Origin of the sequence: Microbacterium sp. Kw_RZR3 (genome assembly GCF_029222405.1) — a bacterium.
Classification (GTDB): Bacteria; Actinomycetota; Actinomycetes; order Actinomycetales; family Microbacteriaceae; genus Microbacterium.
The window spans coordinates 1-10855 of the sequence record NZ_JARHXC010000259.1 but is presented as its reverse complement, the minus strand read 5'-3'; the positions used below and the strand labels follow the sequence as shown (position 1 = coordinate 10855).

General features: G+C 72.0%; 12 protein-coding genes and 1 riboswitch. Of the genes, 6 read left to right on the top strand and 6 right to left on the bottom strand.

Going from position 1 to position 10855, the window contains the following annotated elements; genetic code table 11:
- Positions 1-442 precede the first annotated feature (442 nt).
- A riboswitch (TPP riboswitch) is annotated at positions 443-534 on the top strand.
- The 3 genes from thiM to thiD all read left to right on the top strand — a co-directional run bounded on the left by thiM (position 526) and on the right by thiD (position 3433).
- Complete coding sequence (thiM, locus tag P2P98_RS14590) at positions 526-1365, top strand: hydroxyethylthiazole kinase (RefSeq protein WP_275800833.1); 840 nt, start codon at positions 526-528, stop codon at positions 1363-1365. Its footprint overlaps the riboswitch before it by 9 nt.
- Positions 1362-1997, top strand: coding sequence for a thiamine phosphate synthase (gene thiE / locus P2P98_RS14585; protein WP_275800832.1), 636 nt, complete (start codon positions 1362-1364; stop codon positions 1995-1997). The genes thiM and thiE overlap by 4 nt, the downstream gene beginning before the upstream one ends.
- Positions 1994-3433 (top strand): bifunctional hydroxymethylpyrimidine kinase/phosphomethylpyrimidine kinase, encoded by a 1440-nt coding sequence (gene thiD / locus P2P98_RS14580; protein WP_275800831.1) that lies wholly within the window; start codon positions 1994-1996, stop codon positions 3431-3433. Before thiE ends, thiD begins: the two co-directional genes overlap by 4 nt.
- A 13-nt stretch (positions 3434-3446) precedes the next feature.
- Here thiD and P2P98_RS14575 read toward each other — a convergent pair whose 3' ends face one another.
- The 5 genes from P2P98_RS14575 to P2P98_RS14555 all read right to left on the bottom strand — a co-directional run bounded on the left by P2P98_RS14575 (position 3447) and on the right by P2P98_RS14555 (position 7134).
- Positions 3447-3617 carry a DUF5302 domain-containing protein gene (locus P2P98_RS14575; RefSeq protein WP_193753669.1) on the bottom strand — a complete coding sequence of 57 codons (171 nt, stop codon included), beginning with the start codon at positions 3615-3617 and terminating at the stop codon, positions 3447-3449.
- Between the two features lie 40 nt (positions 3618-3657).
- Complete coding sequence (locus P2P98_RS14570) at positions 3658-4584, bottom strand: DnaJ domain-containing protein (protein ID WP_275800834.1); 927 nt, start codon at positions 4582-4584, stop codon at positions 3658-3660.
- A 96-nt stretch (positions 4585-4680) separates the two neighbouring features.
- Positions 4681-5136, bottom strand: a complete 456-nt coding sequence (locus tag P2P98_RS14565; protein WP_275800829.1) for a hypothetical protein — start codon at positions 5134-5136, stop codon at positions 4681-4683.
- A gap of 71 nt (positions 5137-5207) precedes the next feature.
- Entirely contained in the window at positions 5208-6062 is an 855-nt protein-coding gene (locus P2P98_RS14560) for an LssY C-terminal domain-containing protein (RefSeq protein WP_275800828.1), read from the bottom strand.
- Between the two features lie 7 nt (positions 6063-6069).
- A complete protein-coding gene (locus P2P98_RS14555) occupies positions 6070-7134 on the bottom strand; it encodes an enoyl-CoA hydratase/isomerase family protein (RefSeq protein WP_275800827.1) in 1065 nt (354 codons plus the stop codon).
- 121 nt (positions 7135-7255) lie between these two features.
- Between P2P98_RS14555 and P2P98_RS14550 the strand changes: the two genes are divergently transcribed.
- Genes P2P98_RS14550 through P2P98_RS14540 form a run of 3 tightly spaced genes read left to right on the top strand, consistent with a single transcriptional unit; the run spans position 7256 to position 10230 of the window.
- A complete protein-coding gene (locus P2P98_RS14550; RefSeq protein ID WP_275800826.1) occupies positions 7256-8548 on the top strand; it encodes an ATP-binding cassette domain-containing protein in 1293 nt (430 codons plus the stop codon).
- Entirely contained in the window at positions 8545-9360 is an 816-nt protein-coding gene (locus tag P2P98_RS14545; RefSeq protein WP_275800825.1) for an ABC transporter permease, read from the top strand. Before P2P98_RS14550 ends, P2P98_RS14545 begins: the two co-directional genes overlap by 4 nt.
- 51 nt (positions 9361-9411) lie before the next feature.
- Complete coding sequence (locus P2P98_RS14540) at positions 9412-10230, top strand: TSUP family transporter (protein WP_058596521.1); 819 nt, start codon at positions 9412-9414, stop codon at positions 10228-10230.
- A gap of 127 nt (positions 10231-10357) precedes the next feature.
- On the opposite strand, the gene P2P98_RS14535 is transcribed toward P2P98_RS14540, so the two are convergent.
- The gene (locus tag P2P98_RS14535) at positions 10358-10747 is read right to left on the bottom strand and encodes a hypothetical protein (RefSeq protein WP_275800823.1); all 390 of its coding nucleotides are present in this window, start codon (positions 10745-10747) and stop codon (positions 10358-10360) included.
- Between the last annotated feature and the right edge of the window lie 108 nt (positions 10748-10855).

The window sequence follows — 10855 nt, the reverse complement described above, 5'->3', positions numbered from 1 at the left end:
TACTCACCCGCGGTGAGGTTCCTCCCCGACGACCCAACCCCACCCGACCATGACCACGCCCCGTTCTGACCGGCTTCCCAAGGCGGTCGTCGGCGTGCGTCCGTTTCCGCGCCGCGCCCCGCGCGCCTCTGCGCCTTCGCGCGCGCCCCGCGCCCATGCGCCCCTCCGCCCTTCCGCACGTCCATCCACCTCTCCGCCCTGAACCACATCGCGCTTCGCGCCGATCCGCGCGCACGGGCGTCGCCCGACCCGCCCGGCCCGACTGCCCGCCCGTCTCCCCCTCCCCTGAACCACGTCGCGCATCCGTGCCGATCCGCGCGCAGCGGGGTCGTCCGAACCGCACGCCCGCACCGTCCCGCCCGCCTACGCCACGCCTCTGGCATCCACCCGTCAGCACCCTCCCACCCGCACCGAGCGCCGCGAGCTCTGTGCTAGCGTCGCCCGCAGTGACACGGGGTGCCCGCTAGGGCTGAGAACACACCCGTCGAACCTGATCTAGTTCGTACTAGCGAAGGGATGTCGCGAATGGTCGTTCGCACGTCGTCGTCTCCGTCTACCCCCGCGGATGCCCCCGCTCCCGCCGAAGCGCTCGCGCAGGCCCCCTCGCACGCGCTCGCGCGCCTCCGCGAGACATCACCGCTCACGCAGTGCATCACCAACGCGGTGGTGACGAACTTCACCGCCAACGCACTCCTCGCCCTCGGCGCGGCGCCCGCCATGTGCGACATCCCCGGAGAGGCGGGCATGTTCGCCGGCATCGCCGGCGGCGTTCTCGTCAACCTCGGCACCCCCACCGCCGAGCAGCGCGACGCCGCTCGCGAAGCCGTCGCCACCGGCACCCCCTGGGTGCTCGACCCCGTCGCGGTGGGAGCCCTTCCCGTCCGCACGGCGCTCGCGCACGAGCTGCTCGACGCGCGCCCCGCAATCATCCGCGGCAACGCCTCCGAGATCCTCGCTCTGGCCGGCGCCGGCTCCGGCGGGCGCGGGGTCGACACGACCGACGCCGCCGACGACGCGCTCGACGCCGCTCGCGCCCTCGCCGCCCGCACCGGCGGCACGGTCGCCGTGTCGGGCGACACGGACCTGATCGTGGATGCCACCCGCACGGCGCGCGTCCCCGGCGGCAGCGTCCTGCTGACCAAGGTCACCGGCGGAGGCTGCGCGCTCGGCGCCGCGATGGCCGCCTTCGCTGCGGTCGCGGAGCCGTTCGACGCTGCGGTCGCGGCGAGCGCCGTCTGGGCCGTGGCGTCGGAGCGGGCGGCATCCGGAGCCCGAGGACCGGGATCGTTCGCCGTCGCCTTCCTCGACGAGCTGGCCGCCATCGAGCCCGCAGATCTCCGCGACCGGGTGGAGCTCGCGCGATGACCGACCTCTCCCTGCACCTCGTGACCGACCACCGCGTGGCGTTCTCGCGGCTGCGCGACATCGTCGACGAGTCTGTCGACGCGGGCGTGACCGTCGTCCAGCTGCGCGACAAGGTCGCGACCGGCGGCGAACTCTACCCCCGCGCCCTCGACCTCGCCGATGTCATCGCGGGCCGATGCGCCTTCGTCGTCGATGACCGCCTCGACATTGTGTTGGCCGCGCGAGCGAACGGTGCCCGCGTCGACGGCATCCACCTCGGGCAGAGCGACCTCCCCGTCGACGTCGCGCGTACCCTGCTCGGCCCGGACGCGCTCGTCGGCTGGACCGCGAACACCCCGGCCCACCTCGCCGCGGCCGCCGCGTTCCCCGACGGCACGATCGACTACCTCGGGGTGGGCGTCATCCGCGCCACCGCGACGAAACCCGACCACCCGCGACCGCTCGGCGTCGACGGATTCGCCGAGCTCGCGGCATCCACCGTCCTGCCGTGCGTCGCGATCGGCGGCATCGACGTCGACGACGTCGGCCCCCTGCGCCGTGCGGGAGCAGCGGGTGTCGCCGTCGTCTCCGCCGTGTGTGCGGCCGACGATCCCGGCGCGGTCGTGCGCGCGCTCCGGGGGGCCGCCGCATGATCCCCCGCGTCCTCAGCATCGCCGGCACCGACCCGACCGGGGGTGCCGGCATCCAGGCCGACCTCACCGCGATCGCCGCGTTCGGCGGTTACGGCATGGCGGCCGTCACCGCGCTCGTCGCCCAGAACACACTCGGCGTGCGCGAGGTGCACGTGCCTCCCCCGGCATTCCTCGACGCGCAGTTGCGAGCGGTCAGCGACGACGTCGTCATCGACGCGGTGAAGATCGGGATGCTCGGCTCCGCCGACGTCGTGGCGACCGTCGACGCGTGGCTGTCCGCCGTGCGTCCGCCGCTCGTCGTCCTCGACCCCGTCATGGTCGCGACCAGCGGCGACCGCCTCCTCGACGGCGACGCCGAAGCGGCGGTCCGCGACCTCTGCCGACGCGCCGACCTCGTCACGCCCAACCTGCCCGAGCTCGCCGTCCTCGTCGACGAACCGGTCGCCCGCACCTGGGACGCCGCCGTCGTCCAGGCCCGGACGCTGGCCGCGCGCGCCGACACCACCGTCCTCCTGAAAGGCGGCCACCTCGACGGCGAACAGAGCCCGGATGCCATCGTCGACACGGTCGGCGTCTACCCGGTGACCGGCCCGCGCGTCGCCACCCGCCACACCCACGGCACCGGCTGCTCGCTGTCGTCGGCCATGGCGACCCTCGCCGCCCATGACCTCTCGTGGCCCGACGCCCTGGTGCGCGCCAAGCGCTGGCTCACCGGCGCCCTCGAACACGCCGACGAACTGCACGTCGGCCAGGGCAACGGCCCGATCGACCGCTTGCACGAGCTCCGCCCGCACATCGACCTGGGCCGCTCGTGGAGCGCCGAGCGCTGGGATGCCACCGCCTCGACCCGCGCCGACGTCGACGCGTGCGCGTTCGTCCGGGGACTGGCATCCGGAAACCTCGATCGAGGGGCCTTCACTTGGTACCTCGGTCAAGACCTGCTGTACCTCCGCGAGTACGCGCGCGTGCTCGCCCGCGCCGCCGCGCTCGCCCCCACCGTCGACGAGCAGCGCTTCTGGGCCGCAGCGTCCGTGTCGTGCCTCGAAGAGGAGGCGGCGCTGCACCAGTCGCACGTCGATCCGAGCGGCCTCGAGCCCGCGGCATCCACCCTCGACTACACCGAGCACCTGCACGCCGCGTCGGCCTCGGGCTCGTACGCGGTCCTGGTCGCCGCGATCCTGCCGTGCTTCGTGCTCTACACCGACATCGGCGTCCGCTGGCGCGGCACCTTCGACGCCGACCACCCCTACGCCGACTGGCTCACCGCCTACGGCGACGAGCGGTTCGAGGCCTCGTCGGCCACCGCCGCCCGGATCACGGATGCCGCCGCCTCAGCGGCCACCCCCGACGTCCGGGCCGCGATGGCCGCGGCCTACGACCGCTCGATGGCGCTCGAACTCGCGTTCTTCGATGCGCCGCTCCGGCAGCGGTCGTGACCGCTGACGCGCGTCAGCCGCTCTTGCGGCGGAACTCCCGCTTGGTCACGGCGGCGTGCGTCCCGTGGACCGCGGAGTTGCCGTCGAGGTGGGCCTGACCCGCGCGCTGCTGACCGTTCTTCTTCTCCAGCGCTTCACGGAACTTGCGCTTCATGTCGTCGGAGGGGGTCTCGTCGGTACTCATGTCCCCACCCTAGGCATGCCCCCGACGGCGCGCGAGGCCGTCAGACGTGACGGACCCGCTGCTGCAGGCGTGTGCGGATGTCGAACAGCTCCGTGCCACCGACCTCGCGCGCGCCCGGGATCCCACGCCGCAGCAGGGTCGTCAACGCGCTTCGCGTCACGAGCGCAACCGGCGTGCCCCGCACCTTGCCGAGGTCGGTGATCGCGTCGAGAACAGCATCGTCGGGCAGCACCACGATCGCCCCGCTGAAGCGCACCCCGGCCGACCGCGCGACCACACGAGCGCGCGACACGAGCTGCGTCACGGGCGATCCGATCACATTCGCGCCCGAGATCTCACCGCGCCGAACGCCCACGGGTCCGCCGAAGTCCTCGCTCAGCATCGCGTACAGCCCGCTCGGGCCGAGCACGACGTGGTCGATCTTCTGCTCGGGATCACGCCCGTCGCGATCGGCGAACACGTCGTGCCACACGGTGTAGCCCATGCCGAGCTCGGACACGAGCCGCGCCGTCTCCTCCTCGGCGAGCGCGTCGGCGAGGATGTGCCGGATCTCCGGCGGCGCAGAGCGCACGAGGGCCGGGTCGTAGGGATCCGCGATGTCGACCCCGCGCCCCACCCACTCGCGGATCAAGGTCAGATACCGCTCGCGCCGCCAGCCACCCGGTTGTCCGTGCGATCGCGCGCGCGGGCGCGTGTCAGCGGGTCGGGAGGGCGCGGATGCCGCTGCCCCACCGCTCCACTCGCCCGGGGCCGATCCGCGGCCACGGTCGTAGGCCGCGCGAGCCTCGGGCGTTCCGATGAGCTCCCACGCGCGCTGAACCTGCACGAACAGCGCGGCGTCGCCGCCGGTGTCGGGGTGCGTCTCGCGCAGGCGCGCGCGATAGGCGCGACGGAGCGCTTCGTCGTCGACGTCGACCGTCACGCGAAGCACCTCGTAGGCCGAGACCGACATCGGGCTGTCGAACACCTGCGTCATCCGTTCCGCCGCGCGCGTGCGCGGCGCCTCTCAGGCTAACCCGCCGCACCTGTGCACAGCCCCGGGCGCCGCGCGACGCCGGGCCGCTCAGCCGCGCTTCTCGTTCCGCCGCGCGTAAGCCGCGGCATCCCGGCTCGACAGGGCGAGCAGCACGAGGATGTCGAGCGCGAGCGTCACCAGAGTGGTCGCCACCGTGATCTCGGCACCCACCTCCCACCAGCCCACGAAGGCCGCGGTGATCGAGAACGTCGACACGATCATCACGATGACCCGCGCCGCGTTGCTCCCGCGGAGGAGCAGGATGCCGAACACCAGCTGCACGAGGAACACGACGGCGAGCAGCCCGATGAACACCTCGACCGGGAAGCCGAAGTCGTCGATCGTGTCCTCGAGGGGGATCGTGTTGTCGCCGTTCGCGAACCCCGAGAGCGCGCGCAGCCAGGGCGGCAGCCCGAACAGCACCGACGCTCCCCAGACGGCGCCCGAGAGCGCACGCAGCAGTACGAGCACTCCCCCGGCGACCGTCGCCGCAGGTCGCCGCATCCGCGGATTCCGCGGCTCCGGCACAGCGAGGGGCTCGAACGCCGCCCGCTTGCGCGGCTGCCGACGACCGCTCACCGCTCGGCCCCGGCGTCGATCGAGCCTCGGGGCACGGCATCCGGAATCCGCACCGCCCGCACGTCGAGGATCGGCAGGTCGCCGTCGGTCGTGATGCTGTCGCCGCCGCCGTTTCGCGAGTGGTACCCCGTCGCGAAGTCGCGGATCACGTCGACCTCCACCCCGGCCACGGCCGTGAGGCTGGCGACGATGTGGTCGCGTTCGATGTCGGTGTCGGCGTCGATGCGGTGCGTGACCTGGAGAGTGAAGAGCGAGAGGCCGACCGCACGGTCGAAGGTTCCGGCGGCGAGCCAGTCGACCCGACGTCCGCCCGGCAGCAGCCACCCGTCGGGGCACTGCCAGAAGCGGACGTGATGCCGCTTCGCCGGCGAACCGGCGACCTCCTGCTGGTAGGCGAGGTCCTGCATGCGTCCGAAGAGGAACAGCGGGCTCACCGGAGCCGTCGGATAGCTGCGTCGGCGCAGCGTCGACGCGATGATCCGCCACGACGACCTCCATCCGACGGGGTCGGCGGCGATCCATCCGGCCTCGGCCATCGCCCGCTCGATCTGTTCCCGCTCGCCGAGCACGGCCAGGTTGACCGGGTCGCCGAGCAGCCCGTCCGAGGTGCGCGTGCGCCCCATGAAGTAGTCCGGCACGTAGATCGCCGTCAGGATGCGATGAAGCCGCGGCAGCACGAGATAAGCGAGCAGCGCCCAGAACGCCACCGCCAGCACCACCCCCGCCCAGCCGACCTGGAACGCCTGCGTGAAGCTCAGGTACGCGAGCCAGATCGCGGCGAGACCCGCGAACACGAAGAAGAACCCGTCGAGCAGACGCCCGATCGACCATCTCCGTGTCCGGCGGGTCACGGGCGTCTCACCAGAGTGCGAGCGCGGGCTCGAAGGCGAGGGCGGATGCCACGACCTCTGGCGCGAGATCCTCGTGCCGCCGTGGCGACCACGTCGGCGATCGGTCCTTGTCGATGAGCTGCGCACGGATGCCCTCGACCAGGTCGGGCTGGGTCTGGGCGAACCACATGACCAGACCGTACTCCTGCGCCAGCGCCGCGCGCAGGTCGGGCAGGGTGCGCGCCCGTCGCACGGCCGCCAGGGTCACCGCGACGGCCGTCGGCGCCGAGTCGGCCAGGAGCTCAGCCGTCTCGTGGGCCTCGGTCTCGGGACGCGCGCGCAGCCGCTCCAGGATGCCGTGCACGTCGTCCGCCGCGAAGGCGTCGTCTATCCACGGCCTCGCCGCCTCCAGCCGCGAGGGCCCCGCGGTCTCGTCGAACAGCAGCACGAGCTCGGTCGGACTCGCGGGATCCGCGCGCACCTGGAAGGCGTCGTAGAGGGCCGGGAGATGGGCCGTGGGCACCAGGTGGTCGGCGAACCCGGCGTAGATGGCGTCCGCGGCATCCATCGTCGCTCCGGTGAGCCCGAGGTACTCCCCCAGTCGTCCCGGCGCGCGGGACAGCAGCCACGAACCGCCCACGTCGGGGGTGAAGCCGATGCGCGTCTCGGGCATCGCCAGACGGGAGTTCTCGGTGACGATGCGAATCGCGGCGTGGCCCGCGAGACCGATGCCGCCGCCCATGGTCACGCCGTCGGCGATCGCGACGACGGGCTTCGGGTAGGTCGCGATGAGGTGGTCGAGCGCGTACTCCTCGCGGAAGTAGGTGTGCACCTCGTCGACGCGGCCGTCCACCACCAGGCCGTGCAGAGCGCGCACGTCGCCGCCCGCGCAGAATCCGCGCTCGCCCGCACCGTCGAGCAGGATGAGCTCGATGTCGGTGTCGCTCTTCCACCGATCGAGAGCGGCGGCGAGGTCGCGGATCATGTCGAGCCCGAGGGCGTTGATCGCGCGGGGGCGGTTGAGGGTCAGATGCCCGACACCGCGGAGGGCGTGCACCAGGACGGCATCGTCGTCGGATCGCTGAGCGTTCACGCTGCCACGTTACACAGCCGCTCGCCCGCCCTTCGGCCCACCCTCCCGCCCGCGCGGAGATGCGTTTTCGCCCCCGGATCGGGGAAGATGGCAGGAACGCCCGCCGACAGAAAGGGGCCGCATGCCCGAGGGACAGGTGCTCGAACTCGCCGGCCTGACCAAACGGTTCGGTGCGGTGTCGGCCGTGGACTCCCTCGACGCGCGCGTCGAGCCCGGCCTCGTCACCGGCTTCCTGGGGCCCAACGGCGCCGGAAAGACCACGTCGCTGCGCATGCTGCTCGGACTCGTGCGTCCCACTTCCGGCACCGCGACGATCGGCGGCAAACGCTACACCGACCTCGCCTCGCCCCTGCAGACGGTGGGCGCGGCGCTCGAGGCGTCGAGCTTCCACCCCGGTCGCTCCGCCGCGAACCACCTCAAGGTCTACGCGCGCGCCGCATCGCTCCCGACGTCGCGCATCGACGAGGTACTGGGCCTGGTCGGCCTCGCCGACGTCGCCGGACGCCGCGTGGGCGGCTTCTCGCTCGGCATGCGCCAGCGCCTCGGCCTGGCGACGGCCCTCCTGGGTGACCCGGGCGTGCTCGTGCTCGACGAGCCCACGAACGGCCTCGACCCCGAGGGCATCCGGTGGATGCGCTCCCTGCTCCGCCACCTCGCCGAAGAGGGACGCACGGTTCTCATCTCGTCGCACCTGCTGGCCGAGGTGCAGCAGACCGTCGACGCGTTGCTGATCATCTCGCACGGCCGCCTCGTCTTCCAGGGCGGTGTCGAAGACCTCGCCGACCCCGACGAGTACGCCACGGTCGTCGACGCCCCGGACCGCGCGGCACTGTCGGCGCTGCTCGACGAGCGAGGAATCCCGTACCAGTTGCTGCGCAACGGCTTCACGATCCGCCACCTCGAGCCCGTCGAGATCGGCGCTCTCGCCGCCGGCGCCGGCATCGCCCTGTCGCACCTGCAGAGCAAGGGCGCGAGCCTGGAAGACATCTTCCTCGAGCTCGTCAGCGGCGTGCGCGTCCACGCGAGCGCGGGAGGCACGACCGTCGCGGCGCCGACACCCGAACCCGGCCTGCCGGATACGGCGGTCCCGGATGCCGTGACCCCGGCGCCCGCGGCCGAGCCGCTGCCCGCGGCGGCCCCGGTCGCCCCCGCGGCGGCGCCCGTCGACGACGTCGCCGCAGCGGAACCGGCGCCCTCGACCGACCTGGTGACGATCCCGGCGCCCGCTCGCGGGGCCCAGGTGGAGCCGCCGTCCGAGGCGTCACGGTCCGAAGATCCGCGGCCGTCGTACTCGGTGGCATCCACGGGTGTCATCGACGTGGTGCCGCCCACCCCCGCACAAGACGGCGGCACCGCCCCGGAAGGCGCAGCGACCGACAGCGCAGCGACCGATAGCACGGAGGTGTCCCGATGAGCCTCATCGCCGCCACGCGTTCCGAGTACACCAAGCAGTTCTCCACGGCCGGGTGGTGGGTGCTGGCGATCGTGCTCGTGGTCTACGTCGCCTTCACCGCGGGCGTTCTCGCGCTCGTCTTCGGCGGCGTGGCTTCCGGCCGACTGACCGGCAACGGTCCCACGCCGCAGACCGAGGGCCTCGCCGGCCTCGTCTACAGCTCGGCGAGCGGGGTCGGGTACGTCTTCCCGCTGCTCGTGGGCACCCTCATGGTCACCACCGAGTTCCGGCACAAGACGCTCACCCCGACTTTCCTCGCCACACCGCGCCGCGGAGTGGTCCTCGGCGGCAAGTTCTTCGTCGGCATCGTGGTCGGGCTGCTTTACGGCATCCTCGGATCCGCCGCCGCGATCGCCGCGGGCGCGGGCGTGCTCAGCATCTTCGGCGTCGACGCCGAACTCGGGTCCTCCGACACCTGGACGCTCGTCGGCCGCATGCTGCTCGCCTTCGCGCTGTGGGCGGTGGTCGGCATCGGTGTCGGCACCGTCGTGCGCAATCAGGTGGCCGCGATCGTCATCGTGCTCGCCGTCACGCTCTTCATCGAGCCGATCGTGCGCACCCTGGGCGGACTGGTGTCGGGCTTCAGCGAGGTCGTGAAGTGGTTCCCGAGCGCCGCGAGCGACGCCCTCGTGGGCAAGACGATCTTCGGCGCCATGTCGTCCGGCGGCTCCGGATCACTCGACTGGTGGGTCGGCGGCCTCGTGCTCCTGGCCTACGCGGTCGTGTTCCTCGTGATCGGCCTGTTCACGACCTGGCGTCGCGACGTCGACTGACCCGGCGCGCAGCGCATTTGGCGCGGCCTCCCGGGTCGGCGAGAATCAACCGTGCTCGATGGACCGGTGATCGCCGAGTGGCTCCCCGTCTCGGTGGCAGCCCTCGTCGTCCTGCTGATCGCCGCGGGCGTGGCCGGATGGGTCGACGCGGTGGTCGGTGGCGGCGGACTGATCCAGCTGCCGGCCCTCGTCATCGCCGTGCCGAAAGACGTCGCGACCCCGTTCATCCTCGGCACGAACAAGCTGTCGTCGTTCTTCGGCACGCTCTCGGCGAGCTGGGTGTACCTGCGCAAGATCAGGGTGCAGCTCGTCCTGCTGATCCCCCTCGTCGTGGGCGCCTACGCCGGATCCACGCTCGGCGCAGCGCTGTCACGATACGTCCCGCGAGAGGTGCTCACCCCGATCGTCCTCGTCGCCGTCATCGCCGTGGCGCTCTACACGCTGCTGAAGCCGAGAATGGGTCTCGAGCACGAGCCCCGTCACGACCGCGCTGCGGCCGTCGCGTGGCGTGCCGGGGCGATCGGACTGCTGGTCGGCTTCTACGACGGCATCCTGGGCCCCGGCACCGGGTCGTTCTTCGTGATCCTCATCGTCGGCGTGCTGGGATACGGCTTCCTGCAGGCGAGCGTCAACGCCAAGATCGCCAACCTCACCACCAATCTCGCCGCCCTCGCGGTGTACGGCGTGCACGGCGAGATCCTGCTGGTCCTCGGCCTCGCGATGGCCGCGATGAACGTCACGGGCGGATTCATCGGCGCGCACATGGCGACCCGCCGCGGGAGCGGGTTCGTGCGGATCGTGTTCCTCGTGACGCTGTCGATCCTCATCGTGAAGCTCGCATGGGACACCGTGGTCCAGTTCACGTCCTGAGCCCGTTTCCCGCTGCGGTCCGTTCACCTCGTTGAGTCTCCGAGAAACCCGGACGTCTCAGAAAATCGTCCGGGTGTTTCGGACACTCAACGAGGCCCGATGGGAGGCCGGCGGTCGTCGGGTCGACTCACGCGACGATGTCGGCCACGTCTTCGGGCTCGGATGCCACGTCGAGACGCAGCGCCTTGAGCAACGCCACGCCGTGCTTGGTGGTCAGCACGAGCCGCTCGAACTCGTCGTGACCGGTCAGGTCGACCACGACGCTGGGCTTGCGGCCCCGGATGATGACGAAATCGTTGCCGCCCGCCGACTTCCACGTGCCCGCGCCCACGGCGACGGGAAGGTTGATGCCCGGGTTCGGCACGCCGCGGAGCCACGTCCACGCGTCGTCGGTCAACTGCACGCGATCGATGTGCTCGCGGGGCACCACGATGTTGTTCTTGCGGAACGAGAGCGCGCGCTCGGTCGGCGACAGCACGACTTCGAGCTGCGCCTGATCGAGCAGCAGAGTCACCATGGCATCCATCCTGCCAGCCCTCCCTGAGGGCGACGGGGCGTCGACCTTACGAGAGCGCAACGATCGTGTTTCCGGTCGCGCATCCGAGCTCGGCGCCGTTCCCGGCCC

What these genes read in the sequence shown, in the direction of transcription:
- P2P98_RS14575 (WP_193753669.1), bottom strand. Translation starts at nt 3,617, where the DNA reads ATGAGTACCGACGAGACCCCCTCCGACGACATGAAGCGCAAGTTCCGT.
- thiD (WP_275800831.1), top strand. Translation starts at nt 1,994, where the DNA reads ATGATCCCCCGCGTCCTCAGCATCGCCGGCACCGACCCGACCGGGGGT.
- thiE (WP_275800832.1), top strand. Translation starts at nt 1,362, where the DNA reads ATGACCGACCTCTCCCTGCACCTCGTGACCGACCACCGCGTGGCGTTC.
- P2P98_RS14535 (WP_275800823.1), bottom strand. Translation starts at nt 10,747, where the DNA reads ATGGTGACTCTGCTGCTCGATCAGGCGCAGCTCGAAGTCGTGCTGTCG.
- P2P98_RS14550 (WP_275800826.1), top strand. Translation starts at nt 7,256, where the DNA reads ATGCCCGAGGGACAGGTGCTCGAACTCGCCGGCCTGACCAAACGGTTC.
- P2P98_RS14565 (WP_275800829.1), bottom strand. Translation starts at nt 5,136, where the DNA reads ATGCGGCGACCTGCGGCGACGGTCGCCGGGGGAGTGCTCGTACTGCTG.
- thiM (WP_275800833.1), top strand. Translation starts at nt 526, where the DNA reads ATGGTCGTTCGCACGTCGTCGTCTCCGTCTACCCCCGCGGATGCCCCC.
- P2P98_RS14545 (WP_275800825.1), top strand. Translation starts at nt 8,545, where the DNA reads ATGAGCCTCATCGCCGCCACGCGTTCCGAGTACACCAAGCAGTTCTCC.